This window comes from Streptomyces sp. NPDC048504 (genome assembly GCF_043200035.1).
Classification (GTDB): Bacteria; Actinomycetota; Actinomycetes; order Streptomycetales; family Streptomycetaceae; genus Streptomyces.
On sequence record NZ_JBICXA010000012.1, the window covers coordinates 101,556 to 121,329 of the forward strand.

22 protein-coding genes are annotated in these 19,774 nt (G+C 70.1%); 17 read left to right on the forward strand and 5 right to left on the reverse strand.

Annotated features, from left to right (window positions below):
- Positions 1-297: 297 nt before the first annotated feature.
- From ACGFY9_RS28255 to ACGFY9_RS28275, 5 genes are read left to right on the forward strand one after another with little or no spacing between them, the layout of a single operon-like run.
- Positions 298-552, forward strand: coding sequence for a hypothetical protein (locus ACGFY9_RS28255; protein ID WP_393758681.1), 255 nt, complete (start codon positions 298-300; stop codon positions 550-552).
- Positions 549-977: a hypothetical protein gene (locus tag ACGFY9_RS28260; protein ID WP_393758683.1), complete on the forward strand. Its 429-nt coding sequence runs from the start codon at positions 549-551 to the stop codon at positions 975-977. Before ACGFY9_RS28255 ends, ACGFY9_RS28260 begins: the two co-directional genes overlap by 4 nt.
- A 33-nt stretch (positions 978-1,010) precedes the next feature.
- Positions 1,011-1,664 carry a DUF2975 domain-containing protein gene (locus ACGFY9_RS28265; protein ID WP_393758685.1) on the forward strand — a complete coding sequence of 218 codons (654 nt, stop codon included), beginning with the start codon at positions 1,011-1,013 and terminating at the stop codon, positions 1,662-1,664.
- Complete coding sequence (locus ACGFY9_RS28270; protein WP_393758687.1) at positions 1,664-1,906, forward strand: helix-turn-helix domain-containing protein; 243 nt, start codon at positions 1,664-1,666, stop codon at positions 1,904-1,906. The genes ACGFY9_RS28265 and ACGFY9_RS28270 overlap by 1 nt, the downstream gene beginning before the upstream one ends.
- 4 nt (positions 1,907-1,910) lie before the next feature.
- Positions 1,911-2,717: an aminoglycoside 3'-phosphotransferase gene (locus ACGFY9_RS28275; protein ID WP_393758689.1), complete on the forward strand. Its 807-nt coding sequence runs from the start codon at positions 1,911-1,913 to the stop codon at positions 2,715-2,717.
- A 44-nt stretch (positions 2,718-2,761) separates the two neighbouring features.
- Here ACGFY9_RS28275 and ACGFY9_RS28280 read toward each other — a convergent pair whose 3' ends face one another.
- The 3 genes from ACGFY9_RS28280 to ACGFY9_RS28290 all read right to left on the reverse strand — a co-directional run bounded on the left by ACGFY9_RS28280 (position 2,762) and on the right by ACGFY9_RS28290 (position 5,012).
- Entirely contained in the window at positions 2,762-3,607 is an 846-nt protein-coding gene (locus tag ACGFY9_RS28280; protein WP_393758691.1) for an MHYT domain-containing protein, read from the reverse strand.
- 522 nt (positions 3,608-4,129) lie between these two features.
- Positions 4,130-4,372, reverse strand: coding sequence for an alpha/beta fold hydrolase (locus ACGFY9_RS28285; protein ID WP_393758692.1), 243 nt, complete (start codon positions 4,370-4,372; stop codon positions 4,130-4,132).
- A 79-nt stretch (positions 4,373-4,451) separates the two neighbouring features.
- Positions 4,452-5,012, reverse strand: a complete 561-nt coding sequence (locus ACGFY9_RS28290) for an ester cyclase (RefSeq protein WP_393758694.1) — start codon at positions 5,010-5,012, stop codon at positions 4,452-4,454.
- A gap of 109 nt (positions 5,013-5,121) precedes the next feature.
- Here ACGFY9_RS28290 and ACGFY9_RS28295 point away from each other — a divergent pair, with 109 nt between their 5' ends.
- Complete coding sequence (locus tag ACGFY9_RS28295; protein WP_393758696.1) at positions 5,122-5,733, forward strand: TetR/AcrR family transcriptional regulator; 612 nt, start codon at positions 5,122-5,124, stop codon at positions 5,731-5,733.
- A 24-nt stretch (positions 5,734-5,757) separates the two neighbouring features.
- On the opposite strand, the gene ACGFY9_RS28300 is transcribed toward ACGFY9_RS28295, so the two are convergent.
- Both ACGFY9_RS28300 and ACGFY9_RS28305 read right to left on the reverse strand, forming a co-directional pair.
- The gene (locus ACGFY9_RS28300; RefSeq protein WP_393758698.1) at positions 5,758-8,148 is read right to left on the reverse strand and encodes an ATP-binding cassette domain-containing protein; all 2,391 of its coding nucleotides are present in this window, start codon (positions 8,146-8,148) and stop codon (positions 5,758-5,760) included.
- Positions 8,149-8,273: 125 nt separating this feature from the next.
- Positions 8,274-9,500: an MFS transporter gene (locus tag ACGFY9_RS28305; RefSeq protein WP_393758700.1), complete on the reverse strand. Its 1,227-nt coding sequence runs from the start codon at positions 9,498-9,500 to the stop codon at positions 8,274-8,276.
- A 106-nt stretch (positions 9,501-9,606) separates the two neighbouring features.
- Between ACGFY9_RS28305 and ACGFY9_RS28310 the strand changes: the two genes are divergently transcribed.
- From ACGFY9_RS28310 to ACGFY9_RS28360, 11 genes are all read left to right on the forward strand, one after another.
- Positions 9,607-10,158, forward strand: coding sequence for a CGNR zinc finger domain-containing protein (locus ACGFY9_RS28310; protein ID WP_393758702.1), 552 nt, complete (start codon positions 9,607-9,609; stop codon positions 10,156-10,158).
- A gap of 196 nt (positions 10,159-10,354) precedes the next feature.
- The gene (locus tag ACGFY9_RS28315) at positions 10,355-11,158 is read left to right on the forward strand and encodes an N-acyl homoserine lactonase family protein (protein ID WP_393758704.1); all 804 of its coding nucleotides are present in this window, start codon (positions 10,355-10,357) and stop codon (positions 11,156-11,158) included.
- Between the two features lie 152 nt (positions 11,159-11,310).
- Entirely contained in the window at positions 11,311-12,966 is a 1,656-nt protein-coding gene (locus ACGFY9_RS28320) for an ABC transporter substrate-binding protein (protein ID WP_393758706.1), read from the forward strand.
- The gene (locus tag ACGFY9_RS28325; RefSeq protein WP_393758708.1) at positions 12,959-13,870 is read left to right on the forward strand and encodes an ABC transporter permease; all 912 of its coding nucleotides are present in this window, start codon (positions 12,959-12,961) and stop codon (positions 13,868-13,870) included. The genes ACGFY9_RS28320 and ACGFY9_RS28325 overlap by 8 nt, the downstream gene beginning before the upstream one ends.
- Positions 13,867-14,937 carry an ABC transporter permease gene (locus tag ACGFY9_RS28330; RefSeq protein ID WP_393758710.1) on the forward strand — a complete coding sequence of 357 codons (1,071 nt, stop codon included), beginning with the start codon at positions 13,867-13,869 and terminating at the stop codon, positions 14,935-14,937. The genes ACGFY9_RS28325 and ACGFY9_RS28330 overlap by 4 nt, the downstream gene beginning before the upstream one ends.
- A 5-nt stretch (positions 14,938-14,942) precedes the next feature.
- Entirely contained in the window at positions 14,943-15,632 is a 690-nt protein-coding gene (locus ACGFY9_RS28335; RefSeq protein ID WP_393758712.1) for an alpha/beta hydrolase, read from the forward strand.
- Positions 15,629-16,642, forward strand: coding sequence for an ABC transporter ATP-binding protein (locus ACGFY9_RS28340; protein ID WP_393758714.1), 1,014 nt, complete (start codon positions 15,629-15,631; stop codon positions 16,640-16,642). The genes ACGFY9_RS28335 and ACGFY9_RS28340 overlap by 4 nt, the downstream gene beginning before the upstream one ends.
- Positions 16,639-17,622, forward strand: a complete 984-nt coding sequence (locus ACGFY9_RS28345) for an ABC transporter ATP-binding protein (RefSeq protein WP_393758716.1) — start codon at positions 16,639-16,641, stop codon at positions 17,620-17,622. Before ACGFY9_RS28340 ends, ACGFY9_RS28345 begins: the two co-directional genes overlap by 4 nt.
- Before the next feature lie 12 nt (positions 17,623-17,634).
- Positions 17,635-18,399, forward strand: coding sequence for an amidohydrolase family protein (locus ACGFY9_RS28350; RefSeq protein ID WP_393758718.1), 765 nt, complete (start codon positions 17,635-17,637; stop codon positions 18,397-18,399).
- On the forward strand, positions 18,396-18,854 hold the full coding sequence (locus tag ACGFY9_RS28355) for a cytidine deaminase (RefSeq protein ID WP_393758720.1): 459 nt from the start codon (positions 18,396-18,398) through the stop codon (positions 18,852-18,854). The genes ACGFY9_RS28350 and ACGFY9_RS28355 overlap by 4 nt, the downstream gene beginning before the upstream one ends.
- A 67-nt stretch (positions 18,855-18,921) precedes the next feature.
- A complete protein-coding gene (locus tag ACGFY9_RS28360) occupies positions 18,922-19,773 on the forward strand; it encodes a creatininase family protein (protein ID WP_366495851.1) in 852 nt (283 codons plus the stop codon).
- Position 19,774: the final 1 nt, after the last annotated feature.

The following is a 19,774-nucleotide window of genomic DNA, read 5'->3' on the forward strand; positions in this document are numbered from 1 at the left end:
CGAAGTCGTCGATCCCTCCAAGCCGGGTGGCCTCAGGCCGGGCCCTGCCCGCGCCCGCTCATGATCACGCGTTCAGCACCCGTCACTCCTCGTGAGGCGGATGGACAGGGGCGCCTTGTCGATTCGGCAGTGTCGGGCGTGACGTCCTCATCCTGTTCTGCCCGACGGGCATCCGCTGCGCGTGCTCTGCGAATCCCTGCTGTCGCGGCTCGACGGGCTCAGTGACGTCGTCACCGACGCCATCAGGCGCGAGCTCCCTCCTACGCGACGCTGCCGCTGGCCGAACAGCGCGCGACCGTGCACAGCCGGCTGCATGCCCTCCTGCGGGGGCTCGCCCTCGACGTGGAACCGACGGCCGAGCAACTGCCGGAGTTTCAGGCCGAGTCACGCCGGAGGGCGTACTACGGTCTGCCCGTCCAGGACGCGCTCGCGACCTTTCACGTCGGCGCCCGTCGGCTCTGGGACGAACTGCGGGCCGCGGCGCGCGGTACGGCGGCCGAGGACACCGCCGCCGAGCTGGTCGCCCCCTGTGGATGCGGGTCCAGTCGGTGAGCGGCGTCGTCGCGGACGCCTTCGCGGACGAGGCCGGGTCACGGTACGGGCGCGAGGCCGGTCTGCGACAGCGCTTCCTCGAACTGCTGCAGCCCCTGCTCGCCGAAGTCCGCCAAGTCGCGGGCGAGCAAGCCCTGTTGGCGGAGACAGTGAGCGTCTTCTTCGCCGACTCCGGCTCGTCGCTGACGGAACGCGGCGGCATCGCCACTGCCGAGGAGGTCGACATCGACACCCTGCGGGCTCGCATGGCGCGCGCGTGCAGGGAGGTGCAGGCGACGGTGTACGTCCCTGAACTCGTGGCCGCATCGGCCGAGGTGCGACAACACCTCCGCCTGCGGGGCGAGTTGGACAATGCCGGGCGCAAGACGGCCGCAGTGTGGGCTTCTTGCCTCCCGCACACTTATCGCGGTATCGTTTTTCGATAGCATCGATAAACGATACACAGGGGGCGGTCCACCATGACCGACGAGTCGACCGGGGCCGAGAACGGCAGCAGAAACCCGCTGGAACCCATGGCCGGCGTGGTCACCGTGCTCTGCGCGCTGGTCGCGGTGTTCCTGATGCTGAAGGCGTACGCCGCGGTCGGGATCGGCGGCGTCTTCGGATGGGGCGACGGTTCGGTCTGCGGCACCGACCCGTCCGCACAGGGCGGCGGTGAGGACTGGTTCAGCCGGGTCATGGAACCCAGGCCCGGCATCGAGGTCTCGTTCACGCCGCGGTACTGCGACCACTCCCCGAGCGGCGGCGCACGCCTGCTCAGCACGCTGACCGAGCTGCCGTCCTCCGCCCTCTACGTCGGCGCCCTGTTCCTTCTGTACTGGCTGATCCGCGCCGCACGCCAGGACGGCCCGTACACCTTCCGCACCGCGGGCCGTCTACGCCTCCTGGGCTGGTACCTGGCCGTCGGCAGCCTCGTCTGCCACGTCACCGAGAGCGTCGCGGGAGCCGCCCTGCTCAACTCCCTGCGGACAGCGGACCACAGGCCGTTGCTCTACGACGTCGACCACGGCATGCCGTACTTCGCACTGCTCACCGGCATCGGGCTGCTCTCCCTGGCCCGGATCATGCGGGTCGGCACCGTGATGCGCGAAGACCTCGAAGGGGTCATCTGATGTCCCCCGCCGAGGCGGACCCGCACGCCATCGAGGTCCACCTCGACCGGATCCTGGACGAACGGGGCATGACCCTGGCCGAACTGGCCGCCCAGGTGGGCGTCACGAACGTCAACCTGTCCATCCTCAAGAACGGCCGCGCGAAAGCCATCCGCTTCAGCACCCTGACCCGCATCTGCGAAGTCCTCGACTGCCAGCCCGGCGACCTCCTCACCCACCGCCCGCGGCACGGGAAGGGGTGACGGCATGGTGGTGATGACGTCACCCCAAGGGCCGGTCGAGCTTCCCTGGATCGTCACCGAGCTCGCGGCGGGGCGGCCGGTGCGGGCCGTATGGAAGAACGAAGCCGGCGGTCTGACGTTCCAGGTCGGCCTGGAGGATGCGCGGCAGTTCGTGAAGTGGACGCCGGCGGGCAGCGGCATCGACCTCTCGGCCGAGGTGGTGCGCCTGCGCTGGGCGGTGGCGTTCACCGTGGTGCCGCGCGTCGTCGACGAGGGCGCGGACGGGACGGGGTCCTGGATCGTCACAGCCGGCTTGCCCGGGCGCATGGCGGTGGACGACCACTGGAAGCGCGACCCCGCCACCGCAGTACGCACGATCGGTGCTGGGCTGCGCGCCCTGCATGAGCAACTGCCCGTCGCGGACTGCCCGTTCGGCTGGTCGGCCGAGCAGCGGCTGGAAGCCGTACGGTCCCGAGCGGCGACGGGCCGGATCGATCCGAAGGACTGGCCCGGGGACTTTGAGCACCCCGGGACCGTCGAGCGTGCGCTCGGGGTGCTCGCCGACATCCCGCCGATCGATGAACTCGTCGTCTGCCATGGCGACGCCTGCGCTCCGAACACCCTGATCGGCGACGACGGCACGTGCAGCGGTCACGTGGACCTCGGATCACTCGGCGTCGCCGACCGCTGGGCCGACCTCGCCATCGCGACGCGGAGTACGCGGTGGAACTACGGTCCCGGCTGGGAAGAGCCGTTGCTCGAAGCCTACGGAGTCGAACCGGACCCGGAACGGATCAGGTATTACCGGTTGTTGTGGCGACTGTCGGACTGAGCCGCCGGACCGGCGTGGTGCTGTGAAGCGGTTCAGGTCTCAGGTCACCAGGAGGTGTGGGTCTGCGACGGCTCCCTCGCCGGGAACACGGAGTCGCCGCCGAACAGCGGTACCGGCTCGGGCTCCGACCCCTCCGCCTCGGTCTCGCCGAGCATCATGTCCGGGTCGAACATGACGATCACGGCGGCGACCAGGAGGACGAGGAGCGGCCCGGCGAGCATGACGAGGAGGAAGGCGACCAGGTCGGCCGAGGACTGCGAGGAACCGGCCAGATCGGTGAGGTGGACGGAGACCGCGGCCATGCCGGTGTAGTGCATGCCGGTCACGGCGACGCCCATCACCAGGCTCGCGCCGAGGCTCGCCCACAGGGCGTGGATGGAGACCGCCGCCCACAGCGCCGCGGTGGCGGCCGCGATGGCGATCACGATGGAGAGCGCCACGGTCATGGGGTCGTAGTGGAGGGTGCCGTTCGTGTGGATGGCGGCCATGCCTAGGTAGTGCATGGCCGCGACACCGAGGCCGGTGACCGCGCCGGCCACACCCAGGTTCAGCGGGGAGCCGCCCCGGTAACCGACGAGGAACACTCCTACGGCCACCACGGCGATCGCCACGACGAGGCTCAAGAGGGTCTTCATGGCGTCGTAGTTGACGAGCGCGCCCTCGACGCTGAAGCCGATCATGGCGATGAAGTGCATGGTCCATATGCCGCAGCCGATCGAGACGGCGCCGAGCGCCAGCCAGCGGGCTCTGTGCTGCGGGCGGCGCAGCGAACGGGTCGTGCAGCGCAGCCCGAGGGCCGCTCCGAGGCACGCCATCAGATAGGCGGCGATGGGGGTCACGGCACCGTAGTAGAAGTCGGAGACGGTGGCGGCGGTGGCTGTGACGGTCATGGCGGGTTCCCTTCACGTACGTGACGGCAGGCGGCACCGCAGTCGCGGTGTGCCGGCACGGTGACGTGGCGCACGCTCCCGTCCGGCGGACCGCGGACGCTTGCGGATCCCGTCGGGCGCGGGCCTCCGGTCGGAAGGCGCTGGGACACAGGGTGCGCTACGGCAGGGGCGCGCGCGGATCGACCACTCCCGCCCCTGCCGCACGTTCGTACCGGCTCGGCCCGGCGGACTGACCTGCACGAGCGCGCGGACATCCTGCTGTTGGGCCACAGGACACGGGGAACCGAACGGTCGAGATCTGGCCACCTGGCCGAGTTGTGCATGATTCAATCACAAGGCGCACACATTTCCTGCACAACCCGGATAGGTGTTAGCCGAATCGATACATCGCCACCACTGCGCACAAAGCCCACCACTACGGCGAGTTCGGCTGCTGCGGGTTCAACTTCCGGCGCCGGCCGTTGCGGAAGGTCTTCGACGACCGGGACGTCGTGGTGCCGTAGCCCCGCAGGTAGGGCACGATCACCCGGAACCCCTCGGCGGCGGCGCGACGTCGACGTAGCTGTGGATGTCGTACGGCCATCCGTGCGGCAGGACGACCACCGGCCCCTTCGCCGGGCCGACTTCCGCGTACTCGATGTCCAACTCCCCGGCCCTGACCCGCTTCAGCGACTCGAAGGACCCAAGCACCTTGGGCCGCGCGGGAGTTGACGCCTCACTCCCCAAGCGGGCGGCGGAGGCGGGTGACGAGCTGAACCATCCCACCAGGGCGCCACGACCAGTTTCCTCACATCTGGGAGGTGCGGCCTCTTGCCCGAGCACGGCCGCGAACTCCTCGCTCCCGTCAGCCGGTCCTCACCACCCCGGCCGCTGCCTCGGCGGCCTTCGCCGTCACGTCCGCCGCGGCACGCGCGGCGCGCCCCGTCACCTTCCACGCAAGGATGCTCAACCCGACAGCAGGGCTCGGCGGGAAGACGCCCAGCTGCCCGAGCATCGCCACGTCGTCCCGCACCGCCTCGTGTCCGACCACCTTGCCGTCGCGGAGGTCGAGCACATGGATCTGTTCGAAGTCGATGTCACGCCCGGTGGGCGGTATCGCCTGGTCGAGCGCACCGTCGCGGAAGCGGACGAAGGGTCCGGTCTGCCGGCCCCGCATGCGCAGCCGTATCCAGACCTGCTCGTCGTTGTTGGCGATGCCCAGGACGGGGAAGTTCAGGTCGCTGAAGGCGGAGCGCATCCACGCGCCGGAGGCGAGCACTCCCGCGGGCCCGGGGAGCGAGCTCGCGGCGGGCGAGACGGCCGCCTCGCGGTTGTGGAAGTCCTCGTGCACCACCTCGGCGGCGAGTGCCGGGTCGCCGGTCTCAAGGATGCGGAAGAGCCCGTGGGCCAGTGCTGTGGCGTCCATGCCCATTGCGTGATCCCTTTCGAGGGAGAGGCGTCATGAGGGGTGTTGCCGGCCGACAGGAATTGAGGTTACAGCACGCCTATTGAATTCATCGCCGTACGATGACGGCATGCCTCCCACGCGCCGTTACGTCTCCCCGCTGCGCGAACAAGCCGCCGCACGGACGCGCGCGCTGATCCTCGAACACGCCACGGAACTCTTCGCCGAGCGCGGCTACGGCCGGGTCACCGTCGCCGACATCGCCTCGGCGGCCGGTGTCGCCTCGAAGACCGTCTTCGCGAGCGTCGGCAGCAAGAGCGACATCCTGAACCGCGTCGTCGACCGGGCGGTGATCGCCTCCGGCTACGAACAGACCATGAGGGATCTGCTCGAACTGCGGAGCCCGGACGCGGTTCTCAAGGCCCTGGCCCACGGCACGCGGCTGGGCAACGAGGGGCAGTTCGCGGTGATCGAGGCGGTCCACAAGGCACTGCCCGTCCATGAGGACAGCGAGGCGCTGTGGGAACGCATGACGGCCGCGTACCGGGACGCGCTGCACATCGCCGCCCGCCATCTGCACACCCTGACTCCCCCGCCGCCCCACTCGGCGAAGGAGACCGGCGATCTCCTCTGGTACTGGTTCGGTCCCACCGGATGGCGCACGCTCGTGGTCGAGAACGGCTGGTCGTGGGACCGCGCCGAGGAGGTCCTGCACGGCACGGCGGTCGCCACCCTGCGCTGACGGCGACCGCCGGAACTGTGGGGCTCAGGCGCCGACGTACGCCGCCAGGTGCTCCCCCGTGAGCGTCGACCGGGCCTCGACCAGGTCGGCCGGTGTTCCCTCGAAGACGATCTTTCCGCCGTCGTGCCCGGCGCCGGGACCGAGGTCGATGATCCAGTCGGCGTGGGCCATGACCGCCTGGTGGTGCTCGACGACGATGACCGACTTGCCGGAGTCGACCAACCGGTCGAGCAGGCCGAGCAGTTGCTCCACGTCGGCGAGGTGGAGGCCGGCGGTGGGTTCGTCGAGGACGTAGACGCCGCCCTTCTCGGACATGTGGGTGGCGAGCTTGAGGCGCTGGCGTTCGCCGCCGGAGAGAGTGGTGAGCGGCTGGCCGAGGCTGAGGTAGCCGAGGCCGACGTCGACGAGCCGGGTCAGGATCTTGTGCGCGGCCGGTGTCGCCGCCTCGCCCGCGCCGAAGAACTCCTCGGCCTCGGTCACCGACATCGCGAGCACCTCGCTGATGTCACGCCCGCCGAAGTGGTACTCAAGGACCGACGCGTCGAACCGCTTCCCCTCGCAGTCCTCGCAGGTGGTGGCCACGCCGGCCATCATCGCCAGGTCGGTGTAGATGACGCCGGCGCCGTTGCAGGTGGGGCAGGCGCCCTCGGAGTTGGCGCTGAACAGGGCCGGCTTCACGCCGTTGGCCTTGGCGAACGCCTTGCGGATCGGTTCGAGGAGTCCGGTGTACGTCGCCGGGTTGCTCCGGCGCGATCCGCGGATGGCGCCCTGGTCGACGGAGACCACGTTCTCGCCGGCCGGGATCGACCCGTGCACGAGCGAGCTCTTGCCGGAGCCCGCGACACCGGTGATGACGGCGAGGACGCCCAGCGGGATGTCGACGTCGACGTCCTGGAGGTTGTTGGTCGCGGCGCCCCGGATCTCCAGAGTGCCGGTCGGCTTGCGCGTCGACTCCTTCAGCTTGGCCCGGTCGTCGAAGTGCCGGCCGGTGATGGTGCCGCCGGTGCGCAGTCCCTCGACGGTGCCCTCGAAGCAGACGGTGCCGCCCGCCGTACCGGCGCCGGGACCGAGGTCGACGATGTGGTCGGCGATCACGATGGTCTCCGGCTTGTGCTCCACGACGAGCACGGTGTTGCCCTTGTCGCGCAGGCGCAGCAGCAGGTCGTTCATGCGCTGGATGTCGTGCGGGTGCAGTCCGATGGTGGGCTCGTCGAAGACGTACGTGACGTCGGTGAGCGAGGAACCGAGGTGGCGGATCATCTTCACGCGCTGCGCCTCACCGCCGGACAGCGTGCCCGCCGGCCGGTTGAGCGAGAGATAGCCGAGCCCGATCTCCACGAACGAGTCGAGGGCCTGTCGCAGTGCGGTGAGCAAGGGGGCGACCGACGGTTCGTCGAGGCCGCGGACCCACTCGGCCAGGTCGCTGATCTGCATCGCACAGGCGTCGGCGATGCTGATGCCCTTGATCTTCGAGGAGCGGGCGCCCTCGTTGAGGCGGGTGCCGTCGCACTCGGGGCAGACGGTGAAGGTGACCGCGCGGTCCACGAACTCGCGGATGTGCGGCTGCATGCCCTCCCGGTCCTTGGCGAGCATCGACTTCTGGATGCGCGGGATCAGACCTTCGTAGGTCATGTTGATGCCCGCGATCTTCATCCTGGTCGGCTCGCGGTGCAGGAAGTCCTGGAGTTCCTTCTTCGTGAACTTGCTGATGGGCTTGTCGGGGTCGAAGAAGCCCGACTCCGTGTAGAGGCGCGAGTTCCAGCCGCCGCCCGTGTAGCCGGGCACGGTGATCGCGCCCTCCGCGAGGGACTTGGAGTCGTCGTAGAGCTGGGTGAGGTCGAGGTCGGTGACCGAGCCGCGGCCCTCGCAGCGCGGGCACATGCCGCCGGTGATGCTGAAGCTGCGGCGCTCCTTGACCTTCTGTCCGCCGCGTTCCATGGTGACCGCGCCCGCGCCGCTGATCGAGGCGACGTTGAAGGAGAACGCCTTGGGCGAGCCGAGGTACGGCTTCCCGAGGCGGCTGAAGAGGATGCGCAGCATGGCGTTGGCGTCGGTGGCGGTGCCGACCGTGGAACGGGGGTCGGCGCCCAGCCGCTGCTGGTCCACGATGATCGCGGTGGTCAGTCCGTCGAGGACGTCGACCTCGGGGCGGGCCAGCGTCGGCATGAAGCCCTGCACGAAGGCGCTGTACGTCTCGTTGATCAGCCGCTGCGACTCCGCGGCGATCGTGTCGAACACGAGTGAGCTCTTGCCCGAGCCGGAGACACCGGTGAACACCGTCAGCCGGCGCTTCGGGATCTCGATGCTGACGTCCTTGAGATTGTTCTCGCGCGCCCCGTGCACGCGGATCAGGTCGTGGCTGTCGGCAGCGTGCAGCCCGGACTGGTGCGTGTCCGTTCTCGTGGCCTTGCTCATCGTGCGTTCCCTCCGTTTGCGCCGGGCCGCCGAGAGTCGCTCGGCGGTCATCGCCCGGCTCGATCCAACCAGGCTTCGAGCGGTACGTCCGCTTCCGGTGCACGGTGCCGCACCTGGCAGTCACGCTAGGGGGAAGGCGTGGCCTCGCGCTTCTCGAATCCTGACCGGTCCGATCGCCTCCCACCGCGCTGTGCACGGCGTACGTGGTGCAGGTGCCGGGCCAGCGCAACGACGGCCAGGGCGGCGACCAGACCCGTCACACCCCGCCAGCCGAACTGGTCGTACGTGCGCACGCCGAGCCAGGAGCCCGCGCTGCCGCCGAGGAACGCGCAGGTCATGTAAGCGGTGTTGATACGCGCCCGGGCCTCGGGCCGCAGGGCGAAGATGCGGGCCTGGTTGGCGACCTGGCCGGACTGGATGGCCACGTCGAGCAGCAGCATGCCCGCTGCCAGGGCCAGCAGGCCGGTCGTGCCTCCCCGGTAGGCGGGCACGAGCACCGCCGCCGACGCGATCGCGCCGAGCATCGCGAGGAGACTGACCGTGTCGGGCCCCCTGCGGTCGGCGAGGCGGCCGGCGAGCGGGGTGCTGAACATGCTGGCCGCGCCGACCAGTCCGAGCACGCCCACCGTCTGGGCGCCCATGGCGTACGTCGGTCCGGTGACGAGCAGGGTGAGCGTGGTCCAGGCGGCGCTGAAGCCGGCGAAGACGGTGGCCTGGTAGAGGCAGGAGCGGCGGAGGTCGGGTTCGGTGCGCAGGAGGTTCAGGGGCGCGGCTATCAGGGACGGGTAGCTGAGGCGCGTGGACGGTTCGGTGTCCGGGACGACCCGGGAGAGGACCGCGGCCAGGGCCAGGACAATCACCGCGGCCACGACGTACGGCGCCCGCCAGCCGAACCTCTCGCCGAGGGTGCCGCTGAAGGTGCGGGCCAGGAGGATGCCACCGATCAGGCCGCTGAGGAGCGTGCCGGTGACGGCTCCGCGGCGTTCGGCGGGTACGAGTCCGGCGGCCATCGGGATGATGATCTGCGGCACGACGGTCGTCACGCCGGTGACCGCGCTCGCGGCGACGAGCAGCGCAAGCGAGGGCGCGGCGCTCGCGGCGAGCAGTCCGACGGCGGTGAGCGTGAGCAGGGTGACGATCAGGGGGCGGTGCGGGAGTCGGTCGCCGAGGGGGACGAGGAGGAAGATGCCGGCCGCGTACCCGAACTGGGCCGCCGTGACGACGAGGGCGGCCGAGGCGGCGGAGACGCGCAGGTCGGCGGCGACGAGCGAGCTGATCGCCTGCGGGAAGTAGATGGTCGAGACGCCCACACCACAGGCGAGGGACAGAACGAGGATCACCCAGCGGGGCACGGACACACCTCACGTGAGAACCGGTTTGACTGGTTCCCGTGACGGTAGCAGGCGAGCCTGCCCCTTGGCACCGCTTAAACTGGTTCTACGGAGGTAGGGTGGGCCCGTGCCAGCAACTCCCCGTTTCCGCCAGGGCGCCGGCCGCCTCTGCCTGGACTTCGTGCGCACCCTGCGGCACCGCGGTGCCCCCGACGTGGTGGAGGAACTCCCGGACGCCGAGGCCCTGTTGGCGTGGGTGCGGCAGTGCGGCCCCTGCGCCGACGCCACCGGGCGTCCCGATGCCGCGAACGCGCGGGAGCTACGGGAGGCCGTCCACGCCCTGATCACCGCCGCGCGGGCCGGCCGGACGCCCGACGCCCTCTCCCGCGACCGGGTCAACTCGGCCGCCGCGCACGCCGTCCCCGTACCGCGCCTCACCTCGGCAGGACACCTCACCCAGCACGCAGACGACCCCGTCCGAGCCACCCTCGCCCTCGTCGCCCGCGACACCCTGGACCTCGTCACCTCCCCGTCGCTCGCCCGCCTCCGCAACTGCGCGGGCCCGAACTGCGGCGCACTGTTCCTGGACATCTCCCGCCCCGGAAACCGCCGTTGGTGCTCCATGGGCACCTGCGGAAACCGGGCCAAGAAGGAGACGCTGCGCGGCAGAACGGGCTGAGGAGGGAGAGGGGGGAGGGGGGAGGGGGGAGAGAACTTGTTCACCTCTCCGCAACCGCCTTTGGGATCCACATACTTAAAGTGTGGATCCCCATGGCCCATCCCCGCGCAGGCGAGCCCCCCACTCCCGCAGGCGCCCATGATGAACTCCCGGAACGGATCACGCCGATGCGTCAGCCGCCCCACCCGCACCCCTCATGACCCGTCACGGCGTACGCAGGATCGTGCCCCTGCTGCTGGGCTGGGAGGAGCTCCCCAAGTCCGTCTCCGTGCACGGCGCCCCGTACGAGGAACGGCTGCGTGAACCCGTACCGGCCGTGCTCCTGGAGTGCGACGGCGGCTGGCTGCTGCTCGACACCGGCTTCAACACGGCGCTGATCCGGGACCCGGCCCTGCGCCGCCGCTTCTACGGCTCCCCCAACTACCGGCCGATCCTGCCGGGCCCGGGCGAGCCCCTGGAGGAGGCCCTCGACGCGGCCGGCATCGCGATGGACGCGATCCACGCGGTGGCCGTCAGTCATCTGCACGCCGACCACGCGGGCGGGCTCAAGCACTTCGCGGGGCGGGTTCCGGTGCACGTACAACGCGAGGAACTCTCCTACGGCCTGTCCGGGCGGCCCGACGTCGAGCGCCACTCGATCTTCCGCGTCGACTTCGACGACCCGCGGATCGACTGGCGACAGGCCGACGGCGACGCGGAGATCGCGCCCGGCGTGACCGCTATGCTGACCGCCGGGCACACCCCGGGGCACCAGAGTTTCGTCGTCGATCTCGCGGACGGCGGCGGCTTCGTGTTCGCCTTCGACGCCGCCGATCTCACCGAGAACATCGAGCACGAGCGCCCGATCGGCGCCTCGATCGGCGTCGATCCGGAGAGCACCGTCGAGCCCATCCGCCGGCTCAAGCGCATCGCCGCCGAGCGCGACTACGAGCTCGTCCCCGGTCATGACCCGGTGGTCTGGCCGGAGTTGATGAGTCGTCGAGGAATGTCCGGCGCGTAGCCGGTAGTGACCGGATCTGAACCACAGCTCGGTTCACACGCCTTTAACACCCGGGACACGAGAGAGACCTTGTGGCCCGTGAACATGTTTTTGGATCCAATCTCGACACTTTGAGATCCATTATTCGAGGATCGGTGCCCAAGGAGGCCCACATGCCGGACCAGTCAGCTGGATCGTCCTCACCCGGCTCCGCCCCGTCGACGGCGTCGCGCCGCACCATGCTCCGGGGCGCGGGGCTCCTCGGCGTGGGAGCCGGCTTCGGGCTCCCCGCCCTGCTCAGCGCCTGCGGTGCGGCGGCCGACGACGCGAAGGGGAGCAGCAAGGGCGGCACGCTGACCCTGGCCATCGACGCGACCAGCGCGGTCAACGACCCGTCGTTCTACACCTCGTTGGGCGACTGGATGGCCGTCGACTGCATCTGCCGGGGCCTGACCTTCATCTCCTTCGAGACCAACGAGCCCACCCCGGACCTGGCCAAGAGCTGGGCGATCTCCGACGACCAGCTCACGTACACCTTCGCCCTGCGCGAGGGCGTCAAGTTCCACGACGGCACCACGCTGACCTCGGCGGACGTACTGGCCAGCCTGGGACGGCAGTTCGACGAGAAGGACAAGACGCTGCCCAAGGGCGCCACCCGCCCGCTGTCCGACCTGGGCGCGAACGTCGCCTCGCTGACCGCCCCGGACGACCTGACCGTCAAGATGGTCCTCAAGAAGCCGGACCGCACCGCCCTGGGCCAGCTCTCCGACATCGGCGGCCGCATCATCTCGAAGGCCGCGCTGAAGAAGTACGGCGCCGACATCGGCAAGCACCTCGTCGGCACCGGCCCGTTCGCCTTCTCCGCCGCCACCTCCGGCCAGTCGATCACCCTCACGGCCTTCGACGACTTCCGCCTGGGCAGACCGCCCGTCGACCGGCTGGTGCTGCGCCAGGTCCAGGACCCGTCGACGATCGTCAGTTCCCTGCTCAGCGGCGACATCTCGGCCACCCAGTTCACCCCGTACTCCGCGGCCGCACAGCTGCGCAAGGACGACTCGGTGACGGTCTACAAGACGCCGTACAACGCCAACGCGATCCTGATGATCGACGCCCGCCGCGTCCCCGAACTCAAGGTCCGCCAGGCCATCAACCTCGCGATCGACCGCAAGTCCATCCTCGACCAGGCCTTCTACGGCGTCGGCGCGCTGCCCGGGGGCTACGCCATCCCGCCCGCGCAGAGCGGCTACGACACCAGCCTCGCCGACCTCAGCACCCAGGACACGGCCAAGGCGAAGAAGCTCGTCGCCGAGGCGGGCGCGGGCGGCCGCCGTATCCGGCTCATGGCGGCGAGCGACTCCTGGCACCCGAAGGCCGCACAGATCGTCGCCCAGAACCTGACCGACGTCGGCTTCAAGGTGCTCACCACCTCCGTCGACCCGGCCACCTACTTCACCCGGCTCCTCGACGGCAAGGACGACTACCACGACCTGATGATCTGGGAGCGCAACACCTACGTCCCGGACGCCAACGACATGGTCGGCGCCATGGCCAGCCCCACCGGTCTCTACGGCGCGACGATCACCGGCATGGACACGCTCAAGGACGCCGCCTCGCTCCAGGCGGAGCTGGACACGGCCAAGAACCTGCCCCTCGGTGCGCAGCGCACCGCCGCCTACACGAAGATCCAGCGCCGGTGGGCGGAGGACTACATGGTGCTGTCGATGCTGGCCTGCTTCGCCAACCTCGTGGTCAGCGGCTCGCACGTGAAGCACATGAACACGGCGGCGCTGGCCAACCACCGCTGTTACATGGAGAAGGCCAGTGTCTGACACCACGACGGCTCCACCACCCGTGGCGACCGTAGGGACCTCCTCGTCCCCGTCGATCGGGCGGATGGTCCTCGCCGTATGGCGTCGCCGCCGGTTGGCGCGGTCCTGGCCAGCGGTGCTGGCCTGGCTCGTCCTGATCGCGCTGGTCCTGGTGGCCGTCGTGGGGCCGCTGCTCGTGCAGGCGGATCCGCTGCGGCAGACCTCGTCGGCGCTGTTGCCGATGGGCTCGGCGGGGCATCTGTTCGGCACGGACGACCTGGGCCGGGACGAGTTCGCCAGACTCGTGCACGGCGCCCGCCCGTTGCTGCTGGTGGCGTTCGCGGCGACCGCGCTCGCGGCGGTCGCCGGCACCGGGATCGGACTCGTCGCCGGGTACGCGGGCGGTGTCGTGGAGCAGGTCCTGATGCGGATCGTGGACCTCGCGCTCGCGTTCCCGTCCATCCTGCTGGTGATCCTGCTCGTGGCAGCAGCGGGGCCGGGCACGGTCAGTCTGGTCTTCGGCATCGGGGTGTCCCTCGCGCCCGGTCTGGCCCGGCTGGCCCGCGCCCTGACCGCCCGCGAGGCGGCGCGTGACTACGTCGTCGCCTCCAAGCTGGGCGGCACCAGCACCCCGCGCATCCTTGCCCGCGAACTCCTCCCGAACATCGCGGGACCGATGCTCGCGCAGGTCGTCATGACGCTCTCGATCGCGGCCGGTTTCGCCGCCGGTCTCTCCTACCTCGGCCTCGGCATCCAACCCCCGCAGCCCGACTGGGGCTACATGGTCCAGGCGGGCCAGGAGTTCCTCTACACGGCACCCCGACTGGTCGTCCTGCCTGCGACGTTCACGCTCCTCTTCGTCGTCGCCTGCAACTTCGTCGGCGACGACCTCCGCGACGCGCTCGACGTACGGGGGCCGGCGTGACCACCGTCCTGCTCCCCCTCCCCCGGCCCAAGTGGGCGGCGGGAACAGCCCTGTTGGTCCTACGACGGCTCGCGGTCATCCCCGTCGTCCTGTTCGCGCTGGCCAGCCTGGTGTTCCTCGCGATGCGCCTGCTCCCCGGCTCACCGGCGACCTCGCTCGCGGCCGGCGGCAACAATCTCTCCGCGTCCCAACTGGCCGCCAACGAGGCACGCGTCAACAAGGCACTCGGCCTCGACCGACCGCTGATCGTCCAGTACGGCAGCTTCCTCAACGACCTGGTGCATCTCCGGCTCGGCACCTCGTTCTACGGTTCCAACAGCGTCCTGGGTCTGCTCGGCGACGCGCTCCCCGCCACCATCGAGTTGACGCTCGCGGCAATGATGATCGCGGTCCTGCTCGGGGTCGTCACCGGTGTCATCGCCGCGCTGCGCAAGGGCAGTTGGATCGACCAGTCGACGCGGGCCGTGGCCACGGTCAGTTTCTCGCTGCCCTGGTTCGCGCTCGGGGTGCTCGGCATCGTCGTGTTCGGCGTGTGGCTGCGCTGGCTCCCGGTCCTGGGCCGGCTGCCCAGCTCTCTGGACTACAACCCGACCACCAACTTCGTGCTCCTGGACGCGATTCTGCAGAACCGACCCGAGCTGGTGTGGCCCTGGATCCAGCATCTGATCCTGCCCGCCGTCACGTTGGCGCTGTCGATGGCCGGGTTCATCACCCGCATCGTGCGCGCCTCCGTGCTGGAGGTCCTCGACGACGACTTCGTGCGGACCGCCCGGATGAAGGGCCTCAGCGAGAGCGTGGTGATCCGCCACCACGTGCTCCGCAACTCCTGGCTGCCCATCGTGACCGTCCTCGGGCTCCAATTCGGCTCGCTGCTGGGCGGATCGGTGATCACCGAGACCGTCTTCTCGTACGCCGGGGTCGGCCGCCTGCTCGTGCAGGGCGTCCTGCAACGCGACTACCCCGTCGTGCAGGGCGCCGCCCTCGCCATCGCTCTCCTCTTCACCCTGGTCAACCACGCGGTGGACCTGCTGTACACGGTCCTCGATCCGCGGCTACGGAAAGGATGACCCGCATGGACATCGTGCTGGTCCACGGCGCCGGCGGACGGCCGACGACCTGGTCGGCGGTGCAGCCCCTGCTGGCAGCCCGCGGCCACCGGCTGTTCACCGTCACGAACCCGATGACCTCCCTGGAGGACGATGTCGCCAACACGGCGGCCGTGTTGGCGGAGACGACGGGCCCGGTGCTGCTCGCAGGGCACTCCTACGGTGGCGCGGTCATCAGCAATGTCGGGCGCGATCCGCGGGTCAAGGGGCTTGTCTACATAGCCGCGTTCGGGCCGGACGAGGGCGAGACGGTCAGCGAGATCGTCGAGCGGTATGAGGATGCCGAGATCTCCAAGTACATGCGGCGCGGCCCGAACGGTGAGTGGAAGTCCGAGACGAGCGAGGAGTTCTGGGCGGAGATAGGCCCCGATCTCTCGCCGGAGCAGCGTGCCGTGGTGGAGGCGGAGGGGCGCAAGGCGGACAACCTCATCTTCACGCAGCCGACCGGCACACCCGCCTGGCGCACCCTGCCCAGTTGGTACCTGGTCGCCGACGACGACCGCACACTCCGCCCCGAGATCCAGAACGATATGTCGGCCCGGATGAAGGCCACCGTCGAGCACGTGCCGGGCAGCCACTACACGACCCTCGTGTGGCCGGAGCGTGTCGCCGACCTGATCCACACGGCTGCCGTGGCCGTGAGCGAGGGCTCATGACGTCGGCGCCGGTGCTCGAAGTCCGGGACCTGCGCGTCCAGTTCGACGTCCCGGGCGGCCGGCTGCCCGCCGTGGACGGCGTCGACCTGACCCTCCGCCAGGGCGAGGTCCTCGCGCTGGTGGGCGAGTCGGGGTCCGGGAAGTCCGCCCTGTCGATGAGCCTGGTCGGTCTGAACCGGGGTCCGCGCACCCACATCAGCGGTGCGGCGACCTTCAAGGGCCGTGACCTCGTGGCCGCGTCGGAGCGGGAGTTGCGGAGTGTGCGCGGCAAGGACATCGCGGTCGTCTTCCAGGACGCGCTGGCCGCGCTCAACCCGCTGCACCGGGCGGGCGCCCAGGTCTCCGAGATGATCCGCGCCCATCGCGATGTGACGCGGGGTCAGGCGACGGCCCGCGCCGTGGAGTTGCTCGGCGAGGTCGGCATCGCCGGCCCGGACCGCACGGCCCGCGCCTATCCCCACCAACTCTCGGGGGGCATGCGCCAACGCGTGATGATCGCCATGGGCCTGGCCAACGACCCCGCCGTACTCATCGCCGACGAACCCACCACCGCCCTCGACGTCACGATCCAGGCGCAGGTCCTCGCCGTACTCAAAAGCGTCCAGCGCGACCACGGCACCTCCGTGCTGCTGATCACGCACGACCTGGGCATCGTCGCCGAGGTCGCCGACCGTGTGGCGGTGATGTACGCGGGCCGGATCGTGGAACAGGGGCTGCGCGAGGAAGTGCTGTTCCAGCCCCAACACCCCTACACCATGGGGTTGCTGGGCTCCGTCCCGCCGATCGACGGTCCTGTCGTACGACGGCTGCCGACCATCGCGGGCAGCCCGTTGACCGGGGTGGACCGGCCCTCCGGCTGTGCGTTCGCGCCCCGGTGTCCGTTCGTCCACGACGCGTGTTCCGACCGGCCCGTGCTGCGCCGGCGGCACGGCGACGACGGTCACCTCGACGCCTGCGTGCTGCCCTCCCCCGCCCGCGCCACGGCCCGCTCCCAGGGAGGAATCGCATGACCGCCGCGCTCATCCAGGCCCGCGAGCTGCGCGTCGAGTACCCGGGCCGGGCGGGCGGCCGGGTCAGGGCGCTGCGGGACGTCGATCTCGACATCCTTCAGGGCGAGACCCTGGGCCTGGTCGGCGAGTCGGGGTGCGGCAAGTCCACGCTGGGTCGCGCCCTGTTGCGCGTGATCGAACCCGCCTCGGGCCGCATCGAGTTCGACGGCACCGAGCTCACCCGGCTGCGCGGCAGCCAACTGCGCCGTACGCGGGCCGAGTTGCAGATGGTGTTCCAGGACCCGTTCGGTTCGCTGAACCCGCGCCGCAGGATCGCCGACATCGTCGCCGAACCGCTCCTGCGGTCACGCGGCGCCACCCGCACCGAGGCCGCGAAGGCGGTGGCCGAACTGCTCGACCTGGTCGGTCTCGGCGCGGAGGCCGGCGGGCGCAGGCCGCACGAGTTCTCCGGCGGCCAGCGTCAACGCATCGGCATCGCACGGGCGTTGGCCTCGTCACCGCAGTTCGTGGTGGCCGACGAGGCGGTCTCCGCGCTGGACGTGTCGATCCAGGCGCAGGTGCTGAACCTGCTGTCGGACCTGGTCCGCGACCGGGGCCTGACGATGCTGTTCATCTCGCACGACCTGGGCGTCGTACGGCACATCGCCGACCGGATCGCGGTCATGTACCTCGGCCAGATCATCGAAGTCGCCTCCCGTGACGCCTTCTTCGCCGCCCCCGCGCATCCCTACAGCCGGGCACTGCTGTCCTCCGTTCCCGTGCTGCGTCCCGGAGAGATCCGTGAACAGCAGGTACTGGAGGGCGAGTTGCCCGATCCGGCGAACCCGCCCGAGGGGTGCCTGTTCCGCACCCGGTGTCCGATCGCCACGGAACGGTGCCGGACCAACGCGCCCGAGCTGCGTGAGATCGCGCCGGGCCGCAGTGTGCGCTGCCATCTGCCCCTGGTCTCAAGCGAGCAGCACGTCGCGAGCAGCGAGTAAGGACGAACCGCTTTGATCATCGACGCGTACAACACCACTCAGGACGTCCGCGGCCGTTCCGACTACCTCACAGGCGCCCGCAAGGGCCAGGCCCCGCCGCCGTACAAACCCTTCGAGCCGCGCCGCATCCTCGACCGGATGGACGCGGCCGGGGTGGACATGGCGATGGTGTGCTCGCTCGCGCAGCGCATCGAGAACGACTTCATCGCCTCGCTGGTGGCCTCGTACCCGGACCGGTTCTTCGGGTTCGGGCAGGTGATGCCGCAGGCCGACGACGCGCTCGACGAGATCGACCGGATGGCCGACGCGGGCCTGGTCGGGCTGAAGCTGCACCCGAGCCTGCACGGTTACCACGTCGCCGACCACGGCCTGCTGGACCCGGTCTTCGAGGCGTGCGCGCGGCGCGGGCTGCTGGTGCTGATCAACGCGCTCGACGACGCGTTCTGCGCGCCGCTGGCCATCGAGGAGATAGCCCGGGACCACCCTCAAGTCCCCACGATCATCGCGCACATGGGGGCGGTGTGGAACGTGCCGGAGGCGATCATCGTGGCCGAACGGCAGCCGCACGTGTACCTGGAGACGTCGGCGACGCTGATGAGCGACGTGAAGCGGGCCTATGCGCGCCTGGGGCCGGAGAAGATCCTGATGGGCAGCGAGTGGCCCGGCTCCGACTTCGACCTGGAGCGCATGAAGATCGCGAAGGCGGTCGAGGACGAGAAGGACCGGGCGCTGGTCGAGGGCGGCAACATGGCCCGCCTGCTGGGACTGCCGGTATGAGCGCCGTGGATGTGCGGCCCGTTTCCGTACCGGCGTCGATGGACGAGGACGACGTCGAACTCCTCGCCGTCGCACAGCACTTGCTGGCCAAGGTGTGGCAGTCGGGCCGCCACGAGGTCGCGACCGCGCTGCGTACGGCCGACGGCCGGGTGCACACCGGGGTCCATGTGGAGGGGTCCTGCCGGCGCAGCTCGATCTGTGCCGAGGGGGTGGCCATGGGCACCGCCCGGGGCGCCCTGCCCGCCGGGGCGGAGCTGAACATCACGTCGGTGGTCTCGGTGCAGATCAAGCCGGCGGGGTGGTTCCGGATCATCGCCCCGTGCGGGGTGTGCCGTGAACTCATCAGCGACTACTGCCCGGACGCCACCGTGTGGGTCACCACGGTCGACGGGGACGAGCCCGTCCCGCTGCGTGCCCTGGATCTGCTGCCCGAGAAGAGCCGACGCCGATGGTGAACGCCGTCGCTCCCGAGAAGAGTGCACGCCGATGACGAATGCCATCGGTCCCGAGGAGAGGAGAGCCATGTCGTCCGTCTTCGTCACCGGTCCGTCCGGACGAACCGTCCCCACCGGGCTCGATGTCCCCGAACTCGCCGCGCGGTTGGGCGGTTCCGGATCGCCGGTGCTGTGGGAGGAGTTGACCTGGGCGGAGGCGGAGTCCACGGCCGCGGCCCAGGACGCCGTCATCATCCCCGTGGGCGCCACCGAGCAGCACGGCCCGCATCTCCCGCTCGCCGTGGACACCAGGATCTGCGAGGCGGTCGCCCTCGGCGTCTCCGCCCTGACCGGAGTGCCGGTCGTCCCGCCCCTGAGCTTCGGGGTGTCCGCGTCGCACGGCGACTTCGCCGGGACGGTGGCGCTGCGGCCGGAGACCATGATCGCCGTCGTCGAGGACGTCATCGACTCGCTCTACGCCTCTGGGGTACGGCAGTTCGTGCTGCTGAACGGGCACATCTGGAACAACGGCGCGCTCGACGTGTCCGCTGAAAAACTGAGGGTGCGTCATCGGGACGCCCGGGTAAGGGCGTTGGGGTACGTGACGATGTACCCGGGTCCCGAGGTCGACGGACACGTCACCTACGGCCGGGCGTTGATGCACGCCAACTTCTTCGAGACGTCCGTGATGCTGCACCTCGCGCCGGAGCTGGTCCGGATGGAACGGGCCACCTCCCATGTCGACGTCGACTCGTTCTGGGACTACCGCATGGACCAGGTCAGCGAGACCGGGGTCTGGGGCAGGGACGTGACCGACGCCAACTCCAAGCACGGCGAGGCGGAGTTCGACCGCTGCGTCCTGACCACAGCCCGGGCGGTGTCCACGGCGGTGCGCGAGCCGTGGCCCGACCCCACTCACCGTCCCGGACGCCAGGCGTGAA

Bases quoted from the DNA above. Each gene is read 5' to 3' on its own strand.
- ACGFY9_RS28265 (WP_393758685.1), top strand. From the start codon at position 1,011: ATGACCGACGAGTCGACCGGGGCCGAGAACGGCAGCAGAAACCCGCTG.
- ACGFY9_RS28270 (WP_393758687.1), top strand. From the start codon at position 1,664: ATGTCCCCCGCCGAGGCGGACCCGCACGCCATCGAGGTCCACCTCGAC.
- ACGFY9_RS28275 (WP_393758689.1), top strand. From the start codon at position 1,911: ATGGTGGTGATGACGTCACCCCAAGGGCCGGTCGAGCTTCCCTGGATC.
- ACGFY9_RS28280 (WP_393758691.1), bottom strand. From the start codon at position 3,607: ATGACCGTCACAGCCACCGCCGCCACCGTCTCCGACTTCTACTACGGT.
- ACGFY9_RS28290 (WP_393758694.1), bottom strand. From the start codon at position 5,012: ATGGACGCCACAGCACTGGCCCACGGGCTCTTCCGCATCCTTGAGACC.
- ACGFY9_RS28295 (WP_393758696.1), top strand. From the start codon at position 5,122: ATGCCTCCCACGCGCCGTTACGTCTCCCCGCTGCGCGAACAAGCCGCC.
- ACGFY9_RS28300 (WP_393758698.1), bottom strand. From the start codon at position 8,148: ATGAGCAAGGCCACGAGAACGGACACGCACCAGTCCGGGCTGCACGCT.
- ACGFY9_RS28315 (WP_393758704.1), top strand. From the start codon at position 10,355: ATGACCCGTCACGGCGTACGCAGGATCGTGCCCCTGCTGCTGGGCTGG.
- ACGFY9_RS28320 (WP_393758706.1), top strand. From the start codon at position 11,311: ATGCCGGACCAGTCAGCTGGATCGTCCTCACCCGGCTCCGCCCCGTCG.
- ACGFY9_RS28335 (WP_393758712.1), top strand. From the start codon at position 14,943: ATGGACATCGTGCTGGTCCACGGCGCCGGCGGACGGCCGACGACCTGG.
- ACGFY9_RS28340 (WP_393758714.1), top strand. From the start codon at position 15,629: ATGACGTCGGCGCCGGTGCTCGAAGTCCGGGACCTGCGCGTCCAGTTC.
- ACGFY9_RS28345 (WP_393758716.1), top strand. From the start codon at position 16,639: ATGACCGCCGCGCTCATCCAGGCCCGCGAGCTGCGCGTCGAGTACCCG.
- ACGFY9_RS28355 (WP_393758720.1), top strand. From the start codon at position 18,396: ATGAGCGCCGTGGATGTGCGGCCCGTTTCCGTACCGGCGTCGATGGAC.
- ACGFY9_RS28360 (WP_366495851.1), top strand. From the start codon at position 18,922: ATGTCGTCCGTCTTCGTCACCGGTCCGTCCGGACGAACCGTCCCCACC.